Origin of the sequence: Bacillus cereus group sp. MYBK79-1 (genome assembly GCF_051915365.1) — a bacterium.
GTDB lineage: Bacteria > Bacillota > Bacilli > Bacillales > Bacillaceae_G > Bacillus_A.
The window spans coordinates 1-24423 of sequence record NZ_JBQAEO010000026.1 but is presented as its reverse complement, the minus strand read 5'-3'; the positions used below and the strand labels follow the sequence as shown (position 1 = coordinate 24423).

Here is a 24423-nt window from a genome sequence, read left to right as displayed (position 1 = left end):
CGGCGTGCATAGAAGAACTAATGTGTAAAATACTATGTCTAACAGTTGGTGATTTTTACATGAACAGGTAAATTCACCACTTTGATCATCAGTAGAAAGTGAGGCAGCATTAGAATGAAAGCAACTGGAATCGTACGTCGAATTGATGATTTAGGTAGGGTAGTAATCCCGAAGGAAATTCGTAGAACTTTACGTATTCGAGAAGGAGACCCACTAGAAATATTTGTTGATCGCGATGGAGAAGTAATTTTGAAGAAATATTCTCCAATTAGTGAACTAGGTGATTTTGCAAAAGAATATACGGAAGCTTTATACGATAGCTTAGGACATAATGTGCTTGTATGCGATCGTGATTCTATTATCGCAGTAGCAGGCGTATCTAAAAAAGAATACTTAAATAAAAGCGTTGGCGATTTAATTGAGAAGACAATGGAAGAGCGTAAGTCTGTAATTATGACAGATGAAAGCGAAATTTCAATTATTGATGGCGTAACAGAAAAAGTTAGTTCTTATACAATTGGCCCGATTGTTGCGAATGGGGATCCAATTGGAGCTGTTATTATCTTCTCTAAAGAGGCTATTATAAGTGAAGTAGAGCATAAGTCAGTAAATACAGCTGCAAGCTTTTTAGCGAAACAAATGGAGCAGTAAGGCCATATTGAATTTTAGAAGTAGCAATCTTTCCTAATTATGATATTTCTTCTTGAGAAATCAAATATTTGGAGATATATGTATATTGAATGAAGGTAGCGCTTTGCTACCTTTTTTCGTTGAACATTTCTAGCGTTGCACGAACGTATTAGTACTCGTGTAGGCAAGGAAGCTTGTCCTTTTCTTTATGATATAATACGAGGGGTGAGAATAGAAAAAGGAGTTTTCTTGTATGGAATCGAAGAAGTATCAAGCCTTTTGGCGTGGGGCTATTATATTAACAATCGCAAGTTTTGTTACAAAGGTATTAAGCGCTTTTTACCGTATTCCATATCAAAATATAGCGGGTGATATTGGTTTTTATATTTACCAACAAATTTATCCGTTTTATGGATTTTGTTTAATTTTAGCTACTTATGGGTTCCCCATTATAATTTCAAAAATGGTTGCGGAACGATTAGAGCGAGGGAAACAACAAGAAGCAGAAGAAATTATTTGTGTATCTTTTTGGTTTTTATTGGGGATTGGTTTCATAGGCTTTTTTACATTGTTTTTTGGTGCCGAAGCAATTGCAACAGCCATGGGCGATATACACTTAGATAAGTTATTACGTGTTATTTCATTTTCATTCATATTGATGCCGTTTTTATCTGTAGCAAGAGGATATTTTCAGGGGTTCAATAATATGATGCCAACAGCTGTTTCGCAAGTGATAGAACAAACGATTCGTGTTTCTATTATTGTATTTTTATCTCTATTCCTAATTGCTCGCGGATTTGATTTATATACCGTCGGCGCAGGTGCTATGTTAGGTTCAATCGCAGGCGGACTGATTGGGATTATCGTACTTGTACTTTATATGCGTCATGACTTTCGTTCTATATTTTTCAAGAGTGTAAAGAGAATTAAGGGAAAAAAGAGGGTCGTTAAAATTCTGTTTTGGCAAGGATTGGCGATTTGTATTAGTAACTTAGTACTTATTTTTATACAAATGGCTGATTCTATTTCCTTCTATTCCTTACTTATTGGGGCAGGAGAGCAAGCTGAAAGTGCAAAGGTATTAAAAGGTGTTTACGATAGAAGTATCCCGCTTATGCAATTAGGTACTGTCGTGACAACTTCTTTCTCGTTGTCGCTTATTCCAATTATTACAGCGGCGAAGGAAAGAGGAGATCTTACCTTTATTCAAGAAAAGGTAAAGTTAGCAATGAAAATAACATTTGTTATTGGATTTGCAGCGGCGATTGGGCTATCTTGTATTATTCAGCCTACGAATATTATGTTGTTTGAAAATAGCGATGGGTCAGATGTTTTATCCATTTTATCTTTATCTATTTTATTTAGTTCATTGTCGATTACAACTGCTTCTATTTTGCAAGGGTTAGGACAAACATTAAAACCAGCAATATTCGTTATATTTGGGGGTTGTTTAAAGTTAGCTTTAAATTATACATTAATGCCGTATTTTGGTGTGAAGGGAGCTGCAATTGCAACACTAGTTGCATTAATTGTAATTTCTTTGCTAAATAGTGCATTACTTATGCAAGCTGTATCCGAATCGCTTATTGATAAGCGTAATATGTTAGGTGTAGTTATTAGTGGTATCGGTATGGGGTTTGTATTAATAATGTTTATACGTGTGATGCAAATGTCTGGATTAGTAATTGATACAAGGCATAGAGGAATTGCAACACTGGAGGCATTGTTAGGTGTAGTTATCGGTGGATTAACATATGTGTTTTTAATTTTAAAATTACGTGTATTTACAAAAGCGGAAATAGGAACCGTTATGAAAAAAGAGAAAAAAGAAGGTTCATTGAAGAAGAGTGGATAGAGGTGGCAGGTTGTGAGTGGAATCATTACTATTTTAGGATTAGGTGCTGGTGAGTTAGATCAGTTAACGATGGGTGTATATCGAAAAATAAAAGAAGCAGATCACATGTTTGTTAGAACGAAGGAACATCCCGTTATAGAAGAGTTGGAGAAAGAAGGTATACACTATACAGCCTTTGACAGTGTATATGAAGCACATGATACATTTGAAATTGTATATGAAACAATTGCGAATACATTGTTAGAACAAGCTGAAGGCGCAGAAATCATCTATGCCGTACCAGGGCATCCGCTTGTAGCGGAAAGAACGGTTCAGCTACTGTTGGAAAAAGGTGAAGTAGCGAATATTGAGGTGCGAATTGAAGGTGGACAAAGTTTCCTTGATCCTATGTTTGCAAGTTTAAAGATTGATCCGATTGAAGGATTCCAATTAATTGACGCCACATCATTTGAAAGAGGACAATTAGAATTACGTCAACATTTAATCTTTTGCCAAGTATATGACGCATTCGTTGCATCTGATGTGAAATTAACATTAATGGAGATGCTACCAGACGATTATGAAGTGTATATCGTAACAGCTGCAGGGACTTCATTTGAACAAGTTAAAAAGGTGCCGTTGTACATGTTAGATCATGAAACAGAGTTGAATAATTTAACGAGTGTATATGTACCACCAGTGAAAGAACGTGCGTCCTTGTATCAACAGTTTGATGTGCTTAGAGGAATTATTGCAGAACTTCGTGGACCGAATGGTTGTCCGTGGGATAAAAAGCAAACACATCAATCTTTAAAGAAGTATTTAATCGAGGAAGCTTATGAAGTGTTGGAAGCAATTGATGAAGAGGATGATGATCACTTAGTAGAAGAACTGGGTGATATATTATTACAAGTTATGTTGCATGCCCAAATCGGAGAGGATGAAGGTTGGTTCTCTATAGATGATATTATTCGAACTTTATCTGAGAAAATGGTTCGCCGCCATCCGCATGTATTTGGGAATACGGATGTAAATAATGCCGATGAAGTAATTGCCAATTGGGAAGAAATTAAAAAACAAGAAAAAGGATTCGTGAAAGAATCTGTTTTAAATGGTGTTCCAAAAAGTTTGCCACAGTTACTACGCGCCTATGAAATCCAGAAAAAAGCTGGCAAAGTTGGTTTCGATTGGGTTGATGTACAACCGATGATAGAGAAAGCCTTAGAAGAATGGCAAGAGTTCCAACAAGAAGTTACAAATATGGATGAGGCGAAGATGTTAGGTGAATTTGGCGATTTACTATTTGCATTTGTGAATATAGCTCGTCATTATAAAATAGATCCCGAAGAGGCGTTACGTTCAACGAATGAAAAATTCGTCGGTCGTTTCTTATACATGGAAGCAAAGGTAGCTGAAATGAATAAAGAGATGCAAGATTTATCATTAGAGCAGTTAGATGTTTTATGGGAAGAGGCAAAACAAACAGAGCGTTAATAGGGGGATTTGATATGCGTCTAGATAAGTTTTTAAAAGTATCACGTTTAATTAAAAGAAGAACATTAGCGAAAGAAGTAGCTGATCAAGGAAGAATATCAATTAATGGTCAAGTGGCAAAAGCGAGTTCAGATGTAAAAGTAGCTGATGAATTAACAATTCGTTTTGGTCAAAAAATAGTAACTGTAAAAATAAACGAATTGAAAGAAACGACTAAAAAAGAAGATGCAGCAAATATGTATAGTTTAGTTCGCGAAGAAAAAGTAAAGGCTGAAGAAGGCTTGTTCTAAAATCAATTATCCCTTCATACATTACTATTAGCTAGTATAAATCTATGGGGGGATTTACGTGAATAATGGTTACTCACCTATGTCTTCTAATCAACAAAATGTTTCGGTAGAGCATGATATTATTATGCGTGGCAGGCGTGTGATTGATATTACTGGTGTAAAGCAGGTAGAGAGCTTTGATAGCGAGGAGTTTTTACTTGAGACCGTAATGGGCTTTTTAACAATTCGTGGTCAAAATTTGCAAATGAAAAATTTAGATGTAGAAAAAGGTGTTGTATCGATTAAAGGGAAAGTTCATGAGATGCTGTATATTGATGAGAATCAAGGGGAGAAAACTAAAGGTTTCTTTAGTAAGTTGTTTAAATGAGTCTAACAATTCAGTTGTATACGATGCTCTCAATGATTGGAATGGGTGCTTGGATTGGGGCATCTTTAGATACATACCAACGATTTTTAAATCGTCAGGAACGTAAACGTTGGCTTGTATTTATACATGATATACTATTTTGGATTGTCCAAGCATTATTCGTTTTTTACGTATTGCTTCTTGTAAATGAAGCCGAACTACGTATATATGTATTTTTGGCATTATTATGTGGTTTTGCGGCGTATCAAAGCTTATTGAAAGCACTATACATGAAACTGTTAAATTTTCTCATCTATATTTTTATGCAAACAACACATTTTTTTGTTCAAATTATAAAGCTACTCATGATAAAACCTGTTATTATTATAGCGCAGCTATTTATTGCATTTATATTATTCTTATTTCGTATACTGCTTTCAATTGGACATGTGTTATGGAAAATGGTGATTTGGATATTACTTTTCATATGGAAAGTTTTTTTCTGGCCTGTTCGATTTATTGCTTCGCTCATATGGAAACTTCTCCCTAATCGTGTTAAACTTTTTATAATGAAACATGTAGGGTTCCTGCAATATATAGCAAAATTGAAGGGACACATCTTCCAATTATGGGAGCGTATAAAAAAGAAGTTAGGGGGACCTCGGAAATGAGGGAACTGAGACAAAGAACAATCGAAAAACAGAGTCCAAATCCTGTTAAAGAGCATATAATACAAACGGATGAGAACAGGAAGCGACTTTATCGCCGTTTAGCGGTTTTTCTTGTCTTTGCTTTTACAATTATTGCGAGTATTAGTGTAACGTTTTATCAACAAAACAGTTCCATTAGAGCAAAAGAAGCAAAAGTTAAGGACATGAAAAAAGAACTGGATTCATTAACGAATAAAGAAAAGAGTCTAAAAGACGAAGTTCAAAAGTTAAATGATGAAGAGTACGTATTAAAGATTGCTAGAAGGGATTATTTCTTCTCTGGAAAAGGGGAGATAATTTTTCCTGTTTCTAAGTAGAGTATGTCTTATTGACACTATATTTTAGGATTATATATAATAAAGTAAAATTTGACTTTTTAACCACTAAGGAGGAGCATTTTTTTTATGTCAATCGAGGTAGGCAGCAAGTTACAGGGTAAAGTAACAGGTATTACAAATTTTGGGGCTTTTGTGGAGCTGCCAGAAGGCTTAACGGGTCTTGTTCATATTAGTGAAGTTGCTGATAATTATGTGAAAGATATTAACGATCACTTAAAAGTGGGCGACCAAGTAGAAGTAAAAGTTATTAACGTTGAAAAAGATGGTAAGATCGGTTTATCTATTAAAAAAGCGAAAGAGCGTGAAAAAACAGAAGGAGATCGTCCACGTGGTGAATACCAACGCGGTGGCGGTGGCGATCAACAACGTTCTGGACGTCCACAACGTAATCGTTCTTTCAACAGAGATAACCGTGGCGGCGGTAACGAACGAGCTCCAAAAGAAACATTCGAGCAAAAGATGGCACGTTTCTTAAAGGATAGCGAAGATCGTTTAACTTCTTTAAAGCGTAACACAGAATCTAAACGTGGTGGCCGTGGCGCACGTCGCGGATAATAAGAACGTTTAATTCTTAGCATATAGAGAGGTACCCAGGGCGATTGCTCGGGGTGCTTTTTTATATGTGAAAATATATTTTTAAAAAAGTTTTCAAGATGTGTTGACTTTAAATTATATCTGAGGTAAGATACTAATTGTCCGTTAAATAAGACGACATGGCGGTGTAGCTCAGCTGGCTAGAGCGTACGGTTCATACCCGTGAGGTCGGGGGTTCGATCCCCTCCGCCGCTATATTTAATTTAACGGCCCGTTGGTCAAGTGGTTAAGACACCGCCCTTTCACGGCGGTAACACGGGTTCGAATCCCGTACGGGTCATCCTAAAAAGATCATGCAAATTTGCATGATCTTTTTTTGTTAAATAAATTAAGACATACAACACTTCTACAAAATCACCCTATATTTTCTGAATGTTCAATTAAAATGTTGAGAATAAATTACATACCGTGTATATATGTAGAGTTATTTCGAATAAAAAGTCGAACGATTATAAAAGTGAAAACTGTTGTTTTGACAAAAATCCCAATAATCATCTTTTATAATGACAGTAATTAAACTATGCAGGTGGTGTTAAAAATATGCCTAAAGCAGGAAGGAATACTATGAATACAAGTGCATTGGCAATGAATGAGAGTCAGCTTGGAGCAGTAAAGTGGACGAGTAAGTTGCGAATGAAGTTTGAACAAGTTTTCTTTAGATGGGGATTTATTATTGTTGTTATTGGTTTTCTTTTGGGACGAGCATATATATTAACAAACATTTTACCGTTTGCACTACCGTTTTTTGCTGCTGTTTATGTTATGAAGCGGGATAAAATGCCGCTCGCGTTCTTGGCTCTAATGGGGGGCGCGCTTTCAGTTTCGATAGATAATTTATTCTTTACCTTTGCATCTATTTTTACGTTCTTCATTTATAATATCTTCTTTAGTCGGTTTACACGTAAAACTGTTGGACTTGTTCCATTCCAAGTATTTATCTCCGCATTAACCGCACATTTAGTTGTCGTATATTTCGCACAACAAACAGTCACCATGTACGATTTACTTGTTAGTACAATTGAGGCAGGGCTTAGCTTTGTATTAACTATGATATTTTTACAAAGTGTTCCGCTTTTAGTAGAACGAAAAGGTAAACAACAAGCACTAGAGACAGAAGAAATTGTTTGTTTAATTATATTACTAGCATCTGTTTTAACAGGTACAACAGATTGGTTTGTATATGACGCTTCTATTCAACATATTTTTACTAGGTATTTAGTGCTCGTGTTTGCATTTATCGCGGGGGCTGCTACAGGATCTACAGTGGGGGTCGTCACTGGATTAATATTAAGTTTAGCGAATGTCTCCAGTTTGTCTCAACTTAGTTTACTTGCTTTTTCTGGGTTGCTTGGTGGTTTGTTAAAAGAAGGAAAGCGTTTAGGTGTTAGTTTAGGTTTATTAATTGGGACGAGCTTGATTACGTTATATGTAGACAAGCAAACAAACATTGTGACAACTTTAATTGAATCCGGTGTGGCGATTGCGTTCTTTTTATTAACACCGAAACTTGTTATGGATCGTATTGCTAAATTCATGCCAGGCACACAGGAACATTCGCAAGATCAACAGCAGTATTTAAGAAGGATGCGTGATGTTACAGCGAATAAAATTAATCAATTTGCCAATGTATTTGCTGCTTTATCAAATAGCTTTTCTGTATATGGATATGTGGAGGAGGAAGATAAAGAGACAGAAGCAGATTTGTTTTTAAGTACAATTACTGCAAAAACATGTCAAACATGCTTTAAAAAGGACCAATGCTGGGTAGTTAATTTCGACAAAACGTATGATTATATGAAACAAATAATGAGTGAAACGGAAGAGGGGACGTTGCAGCATAATCGGAAGTTAGTTCGTGAATGGGACAAGCATTGTGTGAGAGGGAAGAAAGTGACGGATTTAGTAGCGGGTGAATTAGATCACTTCTATGAAGGACAAAAATTAAGAAAACAAATGAAAGAAAACCGTAGAATAGTAGCGGAGCAACTATTAGGTGTATCAAAAGTTATGGAGGATTTTGCTAAGGAGATCCAAAGAGAACGAGAAAATCATCAAGTGCAGGAAGAACAGATTATGCAAGCGTTTCGTGATTTTGGCGTAGAAGTAGAGCATGTTGATATATATTGTTTAGATAGAGGAAGTATTGATATTGAAATGTTAATTCCAGTTGCATCTAATGAACATGGAGAATGTGAAAAGTTAGTTGCGCCGATGCTTTCTGATATTCTAAAGGAAAATATTGTTGTTAAACATGAAGAAAAATCTTCTTATCCGAACGGCCACAGTTTAATATCGTTTGGTTCAGCAAAAACGTATTCTCTTGATACTGGGCTGGCTACAGCTGCAAAAGGCGGTGGATTTGTTTCTGGTGACTCTTATGCGATGATGGATTTAAGTGTTGGTAAATATGCGCTTGCAATTAGTGATGGTATGGGAAATGGGCAAAGAGCTCATATGGAGAGTAAAGAAACGGTAAAATTATTACAAAAAATACTTCAATCAGGCATTGATGAGGAAATAGCGATTAAATCTATCAATTCTATTCTTTCTTTAAGAACAACAGAAGAGATGTTTACGACGTTAGATTTAGCTATGGTAGATTTGCGGGATGCGAGTGCGAAATTTTTAAAGATTGGATCGACGCCGAGTTTTGTTAAACGCGCAAATAATATTTTGAAAATTGAGGCAAGTAATTTGCCGATGGGGATTATCGAGGATGTTGAAGTTGATGTAGTAGGTGAACAATTAAAAACGGGTGATATCCTTATTATGATGAGCGATGGGATTTTCGAGGGAGCGCAACATGTGGAGAATCATGAACTATGGATGAAACGAAAAATTAAAGAATTACAAACCGAAGATCCACAAGAAATTGCTGATATCATTATGGAAGAGGTGATTCGTTCCTGTGATGGTTATATAAATGACGATATGACTATTGTTGTGGCGAAAGTGAAGAAAAATATGCCGAAATGGGCTACGATTCCAATTGTAGGAATGCAGGCACAATAAATTTTAAGTTGGATGTTTCTCTATCGCTGTTTCTTTCTAAAAACCTAGGTGGATGCCTAGGTTTTTTTACTTTAAAAGATAATGTTATTATTTTTGTGAATATGTACGAATGATGTAAGATAAAAATGTAATTTTTGTATATCTTTTTTTTGCACAATGTTTGTAAAAGTTGTACCATTATAAACAAGGTAACTAACGTTGCTGTTCTTGTTTAATGAAAGGTGATTACGAAGTTGAAAGATACATTTGTTGAAAAGGTAGATGACTTTGTAAAGCAGCATGATGTATTAAAGGAACGTTCAACAATTGTTGTAGGGGTTTCTGGTGGTCCTGACTCTTTGGCTCTTCTATATTATTTGTTAGAAAAAAGAGCAGCAAAACAGTTTGAAATTGTAGTGGCACATGTAGATCATATGTTTAGAGGTGATGAATCTCATGAGGACCTACAGTTTGTGCAGGACCTTTGTAAAGGGCTGGGAGTTATTTGCGAAACGATAAGGATTAATGTGTCGCAATATCAACAGCAATACGGAATGAATGCACAGGTTGCTGCTAGAGAATGCAGATATGCATTTTTGGAAACAATAATGAAGAAATATGATGCGAGATATGTAGCGCTTGGACATCATGGTGATGATCAAGTAGAGACGATTTTAATGCGCCTTGTACGAGGGAGTACTCCGAAAGGGTATGCAGGAATTGCAGTGAAGCGTCCTTTTCATAATGGGTATTTAATTAGGCCGTTACTTGGAGTAACGAAGGAAGAAATTGTTGATTACTGTAATAAGCTAAAAGTAATTCCCCGTATAGATCCAAGTAATAAAAAGGAAGTATATACAAGGAATCGATTACGTAAATATGTTCTTCCTCATTTGAAAGAAGAAAATTCACAAGTGCATGAGAAATTCCAAAAATTTAGCATGCAAATGCAAGAGGATGAGGCGTATTTGCAGGAATTAGCTTTTGAGAAAATGAATAAAGTAATTACAAAAAAAAGTGATAAACAAATTAGCTTATCAATTCCTGCCTTTGAATCCATGTCTATGTCTTTACAAAGAAGAGGGATTCAACTAATATTAAACTATCTTTATGAATATAAGATTCCATCTTCTCTTTCCTCTATACATATTGACAAAGTGATTGAGTTTTTTAAGCGGACACAACCTTCAGGTTCACTTGATTTTCCAGGTGATTTAAAAATTGTTCGCGCATACGAGGAGTGCAGCTTTGGATTTAAACAAGGAATTGTTTCTCCTTTTTTACAAGATTTATCAGTTCCCGGGACAATTACGCTATCGAACGGGGATAGGCTTGTAACAGAGGTGAGCGAAGATATACCAAGTAACATGAATGAAACAGTATTTGTTGCTAAGTATAATGATATATCCTATCCACTTCGTATTCGTTCTAGAGAAAATGGAGATCGCATGTCAATACAAGGTATGAATGGCACAAAAAAGATAAAAGCTATCTTTATCGAAGCGAAAGTACCAAGAGAAAAAAGAGAAGAATGGCCGGTCGTTTGTGATGCAAGTGGGAATATTATTTGGGTACCCTTGTTGAAGCGATCTGCATTTGCTATCTCGAAAGAGACGGCAAAGAAGGATAAATATATGATTATTCACTACAAAAGCAAGGAGTCTTCCGGGAGGATAATGAAATGATGAATCAAGATATCGAAAAAGTATTAATTTCTGAAGAACAAATACAAGAAAAGGTGCTCGAATTAGGCGCAATTATTGCAGAGGATTATAAAAACACAGTACCTCTTGCGATTGGCGTATTAAAGGGCGCAATGCCATTTATGGCAGATTTATTAAAGAGAACAGATACATATCTTGAAATGGATTTTATGGCTGTATCTAGTTATGGTCACTCTACCGTTTCAACAGGCGAAGTGAAAATTTTAAAAGACCTTGATACTTCTGTAGAAGGTCGCGATATTTTAATCGTTGAAGATATTATTGATAGCGGTCTTACGCTAAGCTACTTAGTAGACCTATTTAAATATCGTAAAGCGAAGTCTGTAAAAATTGTTACGTTATTAGATAAGCCGACAGGCCGCAAGGTAGATTTGAAAGCGGATTATGTTGGATTTACTGTTCCGCATGAATTTGTTGTAGGATATGGATTAGATTATAAAGAGCAGTACCGTAATCTTCCTTATGTAGGAGTATTAAAACCAAGCGTTTACTCAAATTAATTAAATACAGGCGTTACAATTGTATAGGAAAGTTTTTCTATGTTACGATTTACAATAGTGTTTATGCCGTGAGAGGAGGTTAGGAATGAATCGTATCTTCCGTAATACCATCTTTTATTTACTGATATTCCTAGTAGTAATTGGAATCGTGAGCTATTTTAATGGTTCTACACAAAAAACGACATCAGTTAGCTACGATAAATTCATTACTAAACTAGAAAAAGGTGAAGTGCGTAATGTGCAACTTCAACCGAAAAATGGTGTATTTGAGGTAAAAGGACAATTTAACAACTCTAGCCAAGGAGAACAATTTGTTACTTATGCACCAAATACTGAGGAATTACAAAAGAAAATTAATGATAAAGCGCAAGGTGCTGAAGTTAAGTATCAACCAGCAGAAGAAACAAGTGCTTGGGTAACCTTCTTTACTTCTATCATTCCGTTTGTCATTATCTTCATTTTATTCTTCTTCTTATTAAACCAAGCTCAGGGCGGCGGTAGCCGTGTTATGAACTTCGGGAAAAGTAAGGCGAAGTTATATAATGACGAAAAGAAAAAAGTTCGTTTCAGAGATGTTGCTGGAGCGGATGAAGAGAAACAAGAGCTTGTTGAGGTAGTTGAATTCTTGAAAGATCCTCGTAAGTTTGCTGAAGTTGGTGCCCGTATTCCTAAGGGTGTTCTGTTAGTGGGACCTCCAGGTACAGGTAAAACTTTATTAGCACGTGCTGTTGCAGGTGAAGCTGGCGTTCCGTTCTTCTCTATCAGTGGTTCTGATTTCGTAGAGATGTTTGTCGGTGTCGGTGCATCACGTGTACGTGATTTATTCGAAAATGCAAAGAAAAATGCTCCTTGTATCATTTTCATTGATGAAATTGATGCAGTAGGACGTCAACGTGGCGCAGGTCTTGGTGGTGGCCATGATGAGCGTGAGCAAACGCTGAACCAATTACTTGTTGAAATGGATGGATTCGGTGCAAACGAAGGTATTATTATCATCGCTGCAACAAACCGTCCTGATATTCTTGATCCAGCGTTATTACGTCCAGGTCGTTTTGACCGTCAAATTACAGTAGATCGTCCAGATGTAAATGGCCGTGAAGCTGTACTGAAAGTACATGCTCGTAATAAACCGCTTGATGATCATATCAACTTAAGAGCAATTGCAACTCGTACACCAGGATTCTCTGGTGCTGATCTTGAAAACTTATTAAACGAAGCTGCTTTAGTAGCTGCGCGTCAAGATAAGAAGAAAATTGATATGAGTGACATTGATGAAGCAACGGATCGTGTTATTGCAGGTCCAGCTAAGAAAAGTCGTGTTATCTCTGAAAAAGAACGTAATATCGTTGCATTCCATGAAGCTGGCCATACTGTAATTGGTGTTGTCCTTGATGAAGCAGATATCGTTCATAAAGTAACAATTGTCCCTCGTGGTCAAGCTGGTGGATATGCAGTAATGCTTCCGAAAGAAGATCGTTACTTTATGACAAAACCAGAGTTACTTGATAAAATCACTGGTTTACTTGGTGGTCGAGTAGCTGAAGAGATTGTGTTCGGTGAAGCAAGTACAGGTGCTCACAACGACTTCCAACGTGCGACTGGTATTGCAAGACGTATGGTTACGGAATTCGGTATGAGTGATAAGCTTGGACCGATGCAATTCGGTAGCTCGCAAGGTGGTCAAGTGTTCTTAGGAAGAGACTTCCATTCAGAACAAAACTACAGTGATGCAATTGCACATGAAATCGATGTGGAAATGCAAACTATTATAAAAGAATGTTATGCTCGCGCGCACCAAATTCTTACTGAAAAACGTGATAAGCTAGATATTATTGCGAAAACGTTACTTGAAGTAGAAACGTTAGATGCAGAGCAAATCAATCATTTATATGATTACGGCAGATTGCCAGAGCGTCCAACATCTTCAGATGATGTAAAAGTAAACATCAATATGAAGAAGGACGATGAAGAATCAGAAGATAAGTAAGAGATGAAGGAGTGACGATGGTCACTCCTTTTTTTATTTGTGGAACGAAATGAAGTAGAAAAAGAATTTAAATAAATCTGGTATTAAAAATTGAAATAGAGCGTAATCTTTTTGTAAAATGATGAGGATAGAAAAGCTGATTATATAAGTATGTGTGATATGATGTTTTTATAAGTTTTATACATACTGCACAAATATAGATTAAATAAGATAAGTGGTGAGAATATGATTTTTGTATTGGATGTAGGGAACACAAATGCTGTACTAGGCGTGTTTGAAGAGGGGGAACTTCGTCAACACTGGCGCATGGAAACAGATCGTCATAAGACAGAAGATGAATATGGAATGCTTGTAAAGCAGCTGCTTGAGCATGAGGGTCTTTCGTTTGAAGATGTGAAAGGTATTATCGTGTCTTCAGTCGTACCACCAATTATGTTTGCATTAGAGCGCATGTGTGAAAAGTATTTTAAAATTAAACCGCTTGTAGTAGGTCCTGGGATAAAAACGGGGCTAAATATTAAATATGAAAATCCACGTGAAGTAGGCGCGGACCGAATTGTAAATGCAGTAGCAGGAATTCACTTATATGGAAGTCCGCTTATTATTGTCGATTTCGGTACGGCTACTACATATTGTTATATTAACGAAGAAAAGCATTATATGGGTGGAGTTATTACGCCGGGAATTATGATTTCAGCAGAGGCTTTATATAGTAGAGCGGCAAAACTTCCTCGTATTGAAATTACAAAACCAAGCAGTGTTGTTGGAAAGAATACAGTAAGTGCGATGCAATCTGGTATTCTTTATGGTTATGTTGGACAAGTGGAAGGTATTGTTAAGCGTATGAAAGAGGAAGCTAAACAAGAACCGAAAGTTATTGCAACAGGTGGATTGGCGAAATTAATTTCAGAAGAATCGAATGTAATTGATGTTGTAGATCCATTTTTAACATTAAAAGGTTTATATATGTTATACGAGCGTAATGCAAATTTACAGCATGAGAAAGGTGAATAAATGAGTATGAAAGATTATTTAGTAAAAGCGTTAGCGTTTGATGGAGAAGTACGTGCGTATAGTGTACGTACTACAAACACAGTAAGTGAGGCGCAAAGACGTCATGATACATGGAGAACAGCTTCAGCGGCACTTGGTCGTTCTTTAACTGCAGGTACAATGATGGGCGCAATGTTAAAAGGTGACCAAAAGTTAACGATTAAGGTAGAAGGTAATGGTCCGATTGGTCCCATCTTAGTAGATGCTCATGCGAATGGGGATGTACGTGGTTATGTAACGAATCCACATGTTGATTTTGAAGGAACGGAACAAGGGAAATTACGTGTATATCAAGCGGTAGGTACTGAAGGATTTGTAACAGTAATTAAAGATATTGGTATGCGTGAGCCGTTTATTGGTCAATCTCCAATTGTTTCAGGAGAATTAGGGGAAGACTTCACGTATTATTTTGCAGTTTCTGAGCAAACACCTTCTTCTGTAGGAGTCGGCGTTCTTGTAAATGGAGATGACAGCGTATTAGCGGCAGGTGGATTTATCCTTCAAATTATGCCAGGTGCACAGGAGGAAACAATTTCATTCATCGAAGATCGTTTGCAGAAGATTCCTCCTGTATCAACGTTAATCGAACAAGGGCTTTCTCCAGAAGAGTTACTGTATGCAGTTCTTGGAGAAGATAAAGTAAAAGTATTAGAAGTGATGGATGTTCAATTTAATTGCACATGCTCACGCGAACGTATTGAGAGTGTGTTAATTAGTTTAGGTAAAACAGAGTTAGAGCAAATTCGCGAAGAAGAAGAAGAGACAGAAGTTCATTGTCATTTCTGTAATGAGCGATACAAGTTCTCTAAAGAAGATATTACAAATTTAATTGAGAGTTTGTAATAAGGGAAATGAGGAAATCCATCCTCTAAATAGATTGACAAACAGGGAATTTTCTGACAAAATCTAAATATAGATAAAACCAATAAAAATACTCGGTGTTAGGAGTGACAGGAATGCGAGTGGCACAATCAGTTTCAGAATTAATCGGGAAAACGCCGATCGTTAAGTTGAACCGCATCGTAGAATCAAACAGCGCAAATATATACTTAAAATTAGAATTTATGAATCCAGGGAGCAGTGTTAAAGATCGTATTGCATTAGCTATGATTGAAGATGCTGAAAAAAAAGGATTATTAAAAGAAGGCGATACAATCATTGAGCCGACAAGTGGTAACACAGGAATTGGTTTAGCGATGGTAGCGGCCGCTAAAGGATATAAGGCAATTTTAGTAATGCCAGAAACAATGAGTATTGAGCGTCGTAATTTATTACGTGCTTACGGTGCAGAATTAGTATTGACTCCAGGGCCTGAAGGAATGGGTGGAGCGATTCGTCAAGCGACTGAATTAGCAAAAGAGCATGGCTACTTTATACCACAACAGTTCAAAAACCAATCTAATCCAGAAATTCATCGTTTAACAACAGGGCCAGAAATTGTTGAACAAATGGGCGACCAATTAGATGCGTTTATTGCAGGTATTGGTACAGGTGGAACGATTACTGGTGCCGGTGAAGTGCTGAAGGAAGCGTATAAAGATATTAAAATTTATGCAGTAGAACCTGCAGATTCACCAGTACTATCTGGTGGGAAACCGGGTCCACATAAAATCCAAGGAATTGGGGCGGGATTTATCCCAGAGACATTGGATGTAGAGGTATATGATGAAATTGTTCAAGTAAAAGCAGAGCAAGCATTTGAATATGCAAGAAAAGTGGCTAAAGAGGAAGGTATTTTAGTGGGTATCTCTTCTGGAGCAGTTATTTATGCAGCAACAGAAATTGCGAAAAAGTTAGGTAAAGGGAAAAAGGTGCTTGTTATTATCCCAAGTAACGGTGAACGTTATTTAAGTACACCGCTTTATCAATTTGAGTCTTAATTATTTGTGATTGAAAAAGCATCCTTGAAAAAGGATGCTTTTTCTTTTTGGATTGGAAATAGGAAAAGAGTGAATGACTAGAAAACTTCATGTAAAATAAGAGGTAGTATAATTAATTTATTTTCACTAGCCTTCGAGTATAACCACTCTATATACATAACGAATGTAGTTTGAGGTGGTTAATCTAAGAGGGTGGAATAAAAGAAGACGGGGTGTTGATATGCAACGAAGAAAATCTTTAGCGCTTTCTATTCCATATCAGTTAGATTTCTTTAAGCAGTACAAATTTCTTTCTAAGGATAAACCGCAACATATTTTGTTAGAGAGTGGACGTGGCGGTCGTTATAACATTGTGGGGTTGAACCCAGTAGCGGTAATCCGAGGGAAGGGTGAAACGTTACATATAAGCGAAAGTGGTAAGGAAACAATAAAACAAGGAAACCCATTAGATTTAATGCAGGAATATATGGAGCGATGGAAAACGGACTATAATCCGGAATACCCCCCATTTCAAGGTGGTGCAATTGGTTACTTTAGTTATGATTGCATCCGTTATATTGAAAAACTCCCTTCCCATGCGGAGGATGATATTAATATACCTGATATATTCTTTTTATTATTTGATGATGTGTTTGTGTATGATCAAAAAGAAAAAGTATTATGGATTATTACACATTATGTAGATAAGCATGAAGAGGCAAAAGAGCGATTAAATGAATGGAAGATTCTTTGGGCGACAGAAGCGCCAGAAGTGAATATACCTTTCGCATGCCCTGAAGAGAAAAGTGAAACAGTTGCTTTTACAGAAGAAAGCTTTATGAAGGCGGTTGAATGTATTCAAGAATATATTGGGGCTGGTGATGTGTTCCAAGTAAACTTGTCGACAAGGCAAGAAAGAACGTTACAAACACACCCGCTAGAAATCTATACAAGTCTTCGTGAGATTAATCCATCTCCATATATGGGTTACTTGGAGCTCGGGGATTTTCAAATTGTTAGTGGATCGCCAGAGTTGCTAATTAAGAAAGAGGGAACCGAAGTAAGTACAAGACCGATTGCTGGAACGAGATCTAGAGGGGCGAATGAGCAAGAGGATGAAGAATTAGCAAAAGAATTAATTGAGAACGAAAAAGAAAGAGCAGAGCACGTCATGCTTGTGGATTTAGAACGAAATGATTTAGGGCGTGTTTGTAAATATGGCACTGTAGAAGTAGATGAATTTATGGTAATTGAGAAATACTCACATGTTATGCATATTGTTTCTAATGTGCGTGGTGAGGTGGATGAAGATAAAGATGCTTTTGATTTAGTGAAGGCTGTATTCCCTGGGGGAACAATTACTGGTGCCCCGAAAATACGTACGATGGAAATTATTGAAGAATTAGAACCTGTTCGCAGAGGGGTTTATACAGGTTCAATCGGTTGGATCGGTTATTCTGGAGATACAGAATTGAATATTGTAATTAGAACACTTCTTGCTAAAGATGGAAAAGCGCATGTACAAGCAGGAGCGGGAATTGTAATTGATTCGAATCCGGAAAATGAATATAAAGAGTCGTTAAAAAAGGCGATTGCTTTATGGCGTGCAAAAGAACGTAGCGAAGAAACGGTTAGGTGAGAGAAATGATATTAATGATTGATAATTATGATTCTTTTACATTTAATTTAGTGCAGTTTCTTGGAGAACTTGGACAAGAGCTTGTTGTTAAACGTAACGATGAAGTGACTATTTCAGATATTGAGAATATGAAACCAGACTTTTTAATGATTTCGCCAGGTCCGTGTAGTCCTAATGAAGCGGGTATTAGTATGGAGGTTATTCAATACTTTGCTGGAAAGATTCCGATTTTTGGGGTTTGTCTTGGGCATCAATCCATTGCACAAGTGTTTGGTGGAGAGGTTGTTCGTGCGGAGCGCTTAATGCATGGGAAAACGTCGCTTATGCATCATGACGGAAAGACGATTTTTTCGGATATTCCTAATCCGTTTACTGCGACACGTTATCATTCCCTTATCGTTAAGGAAGAGACGTTACCTGAATGCTTAGAGGTAACGTCTTGGACAGAAGAAGGGGAAATTATGGCGCTCCGTCATACAAAATTACCGATTGAAGGTGTACAGTTCCATCCGGAATCAATTATGACTTCCCACGGGAAAGAGTTGTTGCAGAATTTCATTCGTAAATACAGTCCAAGTGTGACATCGTGTTAATTTATGTAAATGGTGAGTATGTAGAAGCAAGTGAAGCGAGAATTTCTCCTTATGATCATGGTTATTTATATGGTCTTGGAGTTTTTGAGACATTTCGTATTTATAATGGTCATCCTTTCTTATTGGATGATCATTATGACCGTTTAATGGATGCGCTGGATATATTGCAAATTAAATGGACAATGACGAAAGATGAAGTACTGCTTATTTTGAAGAATTTACTCGTTAAGAATGAATTAGAGCATGCATATGTACGTTTTAATGTATCAGCGGGTATAGATGAAATTGGATTGCAAACGGAAATGTATGAAGAGCCGTCTGTTATTGTTTTTGTAAAACCTTTAGCAGCCCCGGGAGATGTAGTGGAAAAAGAAGGGGTTGTTTTAAAGCAAGTGCGAAATACACCAGAGGGTGCGTCTCGCTTAAAGTCTCATCATTATTTAAACAACATTTTAGGAAAACGTGAAATTGGAAATGTTGTAAATAAGGAAGGGATCTTCCTTACTGAAGCAGGTTATGTTGCAGAGGGGATTGTTTCGAATCTCTTTTTCGTGAAAGGTGATATTTTGTATACACCTTCGTTAAAAACAGGGATTTTAAATGGTATCACTCGTGCGTTTATTATAAAGGTTGCTGAAGAGCTGGATATAGAAGTAAAGGAAGATTTCTTTACAAAAGATGCATTACTTTCAGCTGATGAAGTTTTCGTAACAAACTCGATTCAAGAAATTGTTCCACTTTATCATATAGAGGGACGAGATTTCCCGGGTAAAGTAGGTATGGTTACAAAAAGATTTATAAATCTTTATGAAATGCAGAGAGAGAGATTGTGGAGCAGAAATGAATTGTGAAGAGGAGATGTGTAGTTTGAAGTGGGATTATGATTTGCGCTGCGGCGAATATACATTGAACTTAAATGAAAAAACTTTAATTATGGGAATTTTAAATGTAACACCAGATTCGTTTTCCGATGGTGGGAGTTACAACGAGGTAGAGGCTGCGGTGCGCCATGCAAAAGAAATGCGAGATGAAGGTGCTCATATTATTGATATCGGCGGCGAATCTACTCGCCCGGGTTTTGCTAAAGTATCAGTGGAAGAAGAAATAAAGCGAGTTGTTCCGATGATTCATGCTGTTTCAAAAGAAGTGAAATTGCCTATTTCTATCGACACGTATAAAGCTGAAGTTGCAAAACAAGCAATCGAAGCGGGCGCTCATATTATTAATGATGTTTGGGGAGCGAAGGCGGAACCGAAAATCGCTGAAGTTGCAGCTCATTACGATGTACCTATTATCTTGATGCATAATCGCGATAACATGAATTACCGCAATTTAATGGCTGATATGATTGCTGATTTATATGACAGTATTAAAATTGCTAAAGATGCTGGTGTGCGAGATGAGAATATCATTTTAGACCCAGGCATCGGTTTTGCTAAAACACCCGAACAAAATTTAGAAGCGATGCGTAATTTAGAGCAGTTAAACGTACTAGGTTATCCAGTTCTCTTAGGTACTTCAAGAAAGTCCTTTATTGGACATGTGTTAGATTTACCGGTAGAGGAACGTCTTGAGGGAACGGGAGCTACCGTTTGTCTTGGCATTGAAAAGGGCTGTGAGTTTGTTCGTGTTCATGATGTGAAGGAAATGGCGCGTATGGCTAAGATGATGGATGCGATGATTGGTAAGGGGGTAAAGTAATTGGATAAAATTTATATTCATGATATGGAGTTTTACGGTTATCATGGTGTATTCCCAGAGGAAAATAAATTGGGACAGAGATTTAAAGTAGACTTAACGGTGGAATTGGATTTGAAACAGGCAGGGGAAAGTGATGACTTAGAGCATTCCGTCAATTATGGAGAGCTTTTCGAATTATGTAGGAAAGTTGTTGAAGATAGAACGTATAAGCTTGTAGAGAGCATTGCTGAAAATATCGCTACAGATATATTGAAACAATATGAGAGTATCTCAAGATGTACAATAAAGGTAATTAAACCGGATCCGCCGATACCGGGACACTATCGTGCTGTAGCAGTGGAAATTACGAGAGAACGTCCATGAATAATATAGCGTACATTGCATTAGGTTCAAATATTGGAGAGCGTTATACGTATTTAACTGAAGCGATTCAGTTTCTAAATAAAAATCCCTATATCCAAGTTGAGGATGTTTCGTCTGTATATGAAACGGAACCAGTTGGCTATACTGACCAAAGTTGCTTTTTAAATTTAGTTATAAAAATTTCTACCAATTTCTCACCTCAAGAGTTATTGAAAGTAACGCAAAGAGTAGAAAATGATCTAGGAAGAAAAAGGGAAATCAGGTGGGGTCCGAGGACCATCGACCTTGACATTTTACTATATAATCAAGAAAATATTGAAGCAGAGAATCTTATTGTTCCGCATCCGCGGATGTTCGAAAGAGCTTTTGTTATCGTTCCGTTGTTAGAGATTAATCAAGATATAAAACAAAACATTTCACGTTCACAAGTAGAAGAAATGAAAAGGCGAGAGGGAGTAACGGTATGGAAGCAGAAAAATGGGGAAGACGCATTCGTGCTTTTCGAAAGCTAAAAGGTTATACACAAGAAGGTTTTGCAAAAGAATTAGGGGTATCTGTATCTGTTTTAGGTGAAGTTGAGAGAGGGAATCGATCGCCTTCCCAAGATTTTGTAGTAGAAGTTGCTAAAGCATTAAAGGTCTCCATAGATGAGTTAATGCCAAAGTAACTATGAAGGAAGGAGTAAGTCGAGTGTTAAAAATCGCAAATATTGAGATGAAAAACCCGGTTGTGTTAGCGCCGATGGCAGGAGTGTGTAACTCTGCATTCCGTTTGACAGTAAAAGAATTTGGTGCAGGCTTAGTTTGTGCTGAGATGGTAAGTGATAAAGCGATATTACTTAATAACAAAAGAACGTTAGATATGTTATATATTGATGAAAGAGAAAAGCCATTAAGTTTACAAATTTTTGGTGGAGAGAAAGAAACTCTTGTAGATGCTGCGAAATACGTAGATAAATATACGACAGCAGACATTATTGATATTAATATGGGTTGCCCAGTACCGAAAATCATTAAGTGTGATGCGGGAGCAAAGTGGCTTTTAGACCCAAATAAAATATATGAAATGGTAGCGGCAGTTGTAGATGCTGTTGAAAAGCCAGTTACAGTTAAGATGCGTATTGGTTGGGATGCAGACCATATTTTTGCAATTGAGAATGCAAAAGCTGTTGAGCGTGCTGGTGGACAAGCAGTAGCAGTTCATGGGCGTACACGAGTACAAATGTATGAAGGGAAAGCGGATTGGGATATTATTAAACAAGTAAAGCAAGCTGTAAATATCCCGGTTATCGGAAATGGTGATGTCGAAACGCCACAAGATGCAAAGCGTATGCTTGATGAAATTGGTGTAGACGGTGTTATGATTGGTCGCGCTGCCCTTGGGGACCCGTGGATGATTTATCGTACGGTAAAGTATTTGGAAACAGGTGAATTAATGCCGGAACCGACAGTGCGTGAGAAAATTGACGTATGTATGTTGCATCTAGATCGTCTTATCGATTTAAAGAACGAAAATGTCGCTGTAAGAGAGATGAGGAAGCATGCAGCTTGGTATTTAAAGGGTGTTCGTGGTAATGCAACTGTACGTAATGGTATCAATGCTTGTAATACGCGTGAGGACCTTGCGAATGTATTAGGTGCGTTTGTAGAAGAAGTAGAAGCGAAACAACAAACAATTCACGTTGGTTAATAATAGATATAGAAGATTGACATTCTTCTATACACTTCCTATAATTACGTGAAAGAAAGAAGAACTGCCAGCTAGTTGCTGGCAGTTTTTCTAGTTGAGTAGAAAATGCTATACTGTATATATTGTAAAAATTAATAGAGCTGGAGTGATATCAATACCATGGATAACATGAACCACGAAGAATTAAACGACCAATTGCTTGTTCGTCGTGAAAAGTTACATAACTTACGTGAGCAAGGGATCGATCCGTTCGGTAAACGATTTGAACGTACAAATGCAACAAATGACTTATTAAGCTTATATGGAGAGTTCTCTAAAGAAGAATTAGAAGAGAAAGAAATCTCTGTTTCTATCGCTGGTCGTATTATGACAAAACGCGGTAAAGGAAAAGCTGGATTTGCACATATTCAAGATTTGCATGGACAAGTTCAAATTTATGTTCGTAAAGATGCTGTTGGAGATGAAGAGTATGAATTATTTAAAACAGCAGACCTAGGTGACTTAGTAGGTATTGAAGGCAAAGTGTTCAAAACGAACGTTGGGGAACTTTCAGTGAAAGCAACGGGCTTTACACTATTAACGAAATCTCTTCGTCCATTACCGGATAAATATCATGGATTAAAAGATGTTGAACAACGCTACCGTCAACGTTACTTAGACTTAATCACAAGTATGGAAAGCCGTGAAACATTCGTTACTCGCAGTAAAATCATTCGTGAAATGAGAAGATACTTAGATGACAATGGTTATCTTGAAGTGGAAACACCTATGATGCATGCGATTGCAGGTGGAGCTTCTGCGCGTCCTTTCATTACGCACCATAATGCGTTAGATATGGAATTATACATGCGTATCGCAATTGAACTTCATTTAAAACGCCTTATTGTGGGTGGATTAGAAAAAGTTTATGAAATCGGTCGTGTATTCCGTAATGAGGGTGTATCAACTCGTCATAATCCGGAGTTTACAATGATTGAGTTATATGAAGCGTATGCTGATTATAAAGATATTATGAAACTAACAGAAAATATGGTTGCTCATATTGCGAAGCAAGTACTAGGCACAACAACAATCCAATATGGTGATTATGAAATTAATCTAGAACCAGAATGGACACGTCTTCATATGGTAGATGCAATCAAGGAACATTCTGGAGCAGATTTCTGGAATCCAATGAGTGTAGAAGAAGCGCGTGAACTTGCAAAAGAACATAATGTAGGTATTAAGGATACGATGGAAGTTGGTCATATTATAAATGAATTCTTCGAACAAAAAGTAGAAGATAAATTAATCCAACCAACATTTATTTACGGTCATCCGGTAGAAATTTCGCCACTTGCGAAAAAGAATGACGAAGATCCACGATTCACAGATCGTTTCGAATTATTTATCGTTGCACGTGAACATGCAAATGCATTCACTGAGCTAAATGATCCAATTGATCAAAAAGAACGTTTTGAAGCGCAATTAAAAGAGCGCGAACAAGGTAATGATGAAGCTCACATGATGGATGATGATTATATTGAAGCTCTTGAGTACGGTATGCCTCCTACAGGTGGACTAGGAATTGGTATTGATCGTCTTGTTATGTTATTAACGAATGCACCATCTATTCGTGATGTATTATTATTCCCTGCTATGCGTCATAAACAAGACTAAGCTTTGGAGATTTCTCCAAAGCTTTTTTTATTTGAGTAAGAGCTACGTGGGGATAGTAGCTCTTGATGGTGCGAGAAATTATATTTATATAGAAGAAATGTGCTGTTTTTATACTTTTTTACTAAGTTAAAAATTTTATTAGAAAAACTATTGCATTTTAATAATCAAACTGGTATATTTATATTCGTTGCCACGAAAGGTAACAAGCAAAACAAACGAAAAACAACTTATTGAAAAAAGTTGTTGACGAAAATATAACGAAATGTTATATTGATAAAGTCGCTTCTGAGCGGCAGACAAGTTCTTTGAAAACTGAATGAAACAAACAACGTGAAACGTCAATTTTTATTTTTAGATGCTAGACAAACTAACTTTATTGGAGAGTTTGATCCTGGCTCAGGATGAACGCTGGCGGCGTGCCTAATACAT

General features: G+C 36.9%; 24 protein-coding genes and 2 tRNA genes. All 26 read left to right on the top strand.

Annotation, left to right across the window (positions count from 1 at the left end):
• The first annotated feature begins 114 nt into the window (after positions 1–114).
• The 26 genes from spoVT (at position 115) to lysS (ending at position 23994) form a co-directional block, all read left to right on the top strand.
• On the top strand, positions 115–651 hold the full coding sequence (spoVT, locus tag ACTFOB_RS25035; protein ID WP_151631946.1) for a stage V sporulation protein T: 537 nt from the start codon (positions 115–117) through the stop codon (positions 649–651).
• Positions 652–883: 232 nt separating this feature from the next.
• Complete coding sequence (locus ACTFOB_RS25030) at positions 884–2485, top strand: putative polysaccharide biosynthesis protein (RefSeq protein WP_440029753.1); 1602 nt, start codon at positions 884–886, stop codon at positions 2483–2485.
• A gap of 12 nt (positions 2486–2497) precedes the next feature.
• Complete coding sequence (mazG, locus tag ACTFOB_RS25025) at positions 2498–3958, top strand: nucleoside triphosphate pyrophosphohydrolase (protein WP_440029751.1); 1461 nt, start codon at positions 2498–2500, stop codon at positions 3956–3958.
• Positions 3959–3972: 14 nt separating this feature from the next.
• Entirely contained in the window at positions 3973–4248 is a 276-nt protein-coding gene (locus tag ACTFOB_RS25020) for an RNA-binding S4 domain-containing protein (RefSeq protein WP_001234876.1), read from the top strand.
• Positions 4249–4306: 58 nt separating this feature from the next.
• Positions 4307–4615, top strand: a complete 309-nt coding sequence (gene yabP, locus ACTFOB_RS25015; RefSeq protein WP_001059101.1) for a sporulation protein YabP — start codon at positions 4307–4309, stop codon at positions 4613–4615.
• The gene (gene yabQ / locus ACTFOB_RS25010) at positions 4612–5265 is read left to right on the top strand and encodes a spore cortex biosynthesis protein YabQ (RefSeq protein WP_076542792.1); all 654 of its coding nucleotides are present in this window, start codon (positions 4612–4614) and stop codon (positions 5263–5265) included. Before yabP ends, yabQ begins: the two co-directional genes overlap by 4 nt.
• The gene (gene divIC / locus ACTFOB_RS25005; RefSeq protein ID WP_001208737.1) at positions 5262–5621 is read left to right on the top strand and encodes a cell division protein DivIC; all 360 of its coding nucleotides are present in this window, start codon (positions 5262–5264) and stop codon (positions 5619–5621) included. Before yabQ ends, divIC begins: the two co-directional genes overlap by 4 nt.
• A gap of 87 nt (positions 5622–5708) precedes the next feature.
• The gene (locus ACTFOB_RS25000) at positions 5709–6197 is read left to right on the top strand and encodes a S1 domain-containing RNA-binding protein (protein ID WP_000021454.1); all 489 of its coding nucleotides are present in this window, start codon (positions 5709–5711) and stop codon (positions 6195–6197) included.
• A gap of 160 nt (positions 6198–6357) precedes the next feature.
• Positions 6358–6431 (top strand) — tRNA-Met (locus ACTFOB_RS24995).
• Between the two features lie 13 nt (positions 6432–6444).
• Positions 6445–6516 (top strand) — tRNA-Glu (locus ACTFOB_RS24990).
• Positions 6517–6776: 260 nt separating this feature from the next.
• Positions 6777–9248, top strand: coding sequence for a stage II sporulation protein E (gene spoIIE / locus ACTFOB_RS24985; protein ID WP_120341466.1), 2472 nt, complete (start codon positions 6777–6779; stop codon positions 9246–9248).
• A 233-nt stretch (positions 9249–9481) separates the two neighbouring features.
• The gene (tilS, locus tag ACTFOB_RS24980) at positions 9482–10912 is read left to right on the top strand and encodes a tRNA lysidine(34) synthetase TilS (protein WP_440029747.1); all 1431 of its coding nucleotides are present in this window, start codon (positions 9482–9484) and stop codon (positions 10910–10912) included.
• The gene (gene hpt, locus ACTFOB_RS24975; RefSeq protein ID WP_000981838.1) at positions 10909–11451 is read left to right on the top strand and encodes a hypoxanthine phosphoribosyltransferase; all 543 of its coding nucleotides are present in this window, start codon (positions 10909–10911) and stop codon (positions 11449–11451) included. Before tilS ends, hpt begins: the two co-directional genes overlap by 4 nt.
• Before the next feature lie 85 nt (positions 11452–11536).
• A complete protein-coding gene (gene ftsH / locus ACTFOB_RS24970; protein ID WP_016085296.1) occupies positions 11537–13438 on the top strand; it encodes an ATP-dependent zinc metalloprotease FtsH in 1902 nt (633 codons plus the stop codon).
• A 225-nt stretch (positions 13439–13663) separates the two neighbouring features.
• Positions 13664–14452 (top strand): type III pantothenate kinase, encoded by a 789-nt coding sequence (locus tag ACTFOB_RS24965; RefSeq protein ID WP_000578367.1) that lies wholly within the window; start codon positions 13664–13666, stop codon positions 14450–14452.
• Positions 14453–14458: 6 nt separating this feature from the next.
• Positions 14459–15334 (top strand): redox-regulated molecular chaperone HslO, encoded by an 876-nt coding sequence (gene hslO, locus ACTFOB_RS24960; RefSeq protein ID WP_033658948.1) that lies wholly within the window; start codon positions 14459–14461, stop codon positions 15332–15334.
• Between the two features lie 113 nt (positions 15335–15447).
• A complete protein-coding gene (gene cysK / locus ACTFOB_RS24955; protein ID WP_440029744.1) occupies positions 15448–16371 on the top strand; it encodes a cysteine synthase A in 924 nt (307 codons plus the stop codon).
• Between the two features lie 220 nt (positions 16372–16591).
• Entirely contained in the window at positions 16592–17989 is a 1398-nt protein-coding gene (gene pabB / locus ACTFOB_RS24950; RefSeq protein ID WP_440029742.1) for an aminodeoxychorismate synthase component I, read from the top strand.
• Between the two features lie 5 nt (positions 17990–17994).
• Entirely contained in the window at positions 17995–18582 is a 588-nt protein-coding gene (gene pabA / locus ACTFOB_RS24945; protein ID WP_440029741.1) for an aminodeoxychorismate/anthranilate synthase component II, read from the top strand.
• On the top strand, positions 18576–19433 hold the full coding sequence (pabC, locus tag ACTFOB_RS24940; protein WP_440029739.1) for an aminodeoxychorismate lyase: 858 nt from the start codon (positions 18576–18578) through the stop codon (positions 19431–19433). The genes pabA and pabC overlap by 7 nt, the downstream gene beginning before the upstream one ends.
• Positions 19423–20283: a dihydropteroate synthase gene (gene folP, locus ACTFOB_RS24935; RefSeq protein WP_440029737.1), complete on the top strand. Its 861-nt coding sequence runs from the start codon at positions 19423–19425 to the stop codon at positions 20281–20283. Before pabC ends, folP begins: the two co-directional genes overlap by 11 nt.
• On the top strand, positions 20284–20646 hold the full coding sequence (folB, locus tag ACTFOB_RS24930; protein ID WP_000358059.1) for a dihydroneopterin aldolase: 363 nt from the start codon (positions 20284–20286) through the stop codon (positions 20644–20646). It begins immediately after the preceding gene.
• Positions 20643–21158 carry a 2-amino-4-hydroxy-6-hydroxymethyldihydropteridine diphosphokinase gene (folK, locus tag ACTFOB_RS24925; protein ID WP_151631962.1) on the top strand — a complete coding sequence of 172 codons (516 nt, stop codon included), beginning with the start codon at positions 20643–20645 and terminating at the stop codon, positions 21156–21158. The genes folB and folK overlap by 4 nt, the downstream gene beginning before the upstream one ends.
• Positions 21110–21313, top strand: a complete 204-nt coding sequence (locus ACTFOB_RS24920; RefSeq protein ID WP_000387027.1) for a helix-turn-helix domain-containing protein — start codon at positions 21110–21112, stop codon at positions 21311–21313. The genes folK and ACTFOB_RS24920 overlap by 49 nt, the downstream gene beginning before the upstream one ends.
• A 23-nt stretch (positions 21314–21336) precedes the next feature.
• Entirely contained in the window at positions 21337–22335 is a 999-nt protein-coding gene (gene dusB, locus ACTFOB_RS24915; protein WP_000912237.1) for a tRNA dihydrouridine synthase DusB, read from the top strand.
• A gap of 159 nt (positions 22336–22494) precedes the next feature.
• Positions 22495–23994: a lysine--tRNA ligase gene (gene lysS, locus ACTFOB_RS24910; protein WP_000369672.1), complete on the top strand. Its 1500-nt coding sequence runs from the start codon at positions 22495–22497 to the stop codon at positions 23992–23994.
• The last annotated feature ends 429 nt before the right edge of the window (positions 23995–24423 follow it).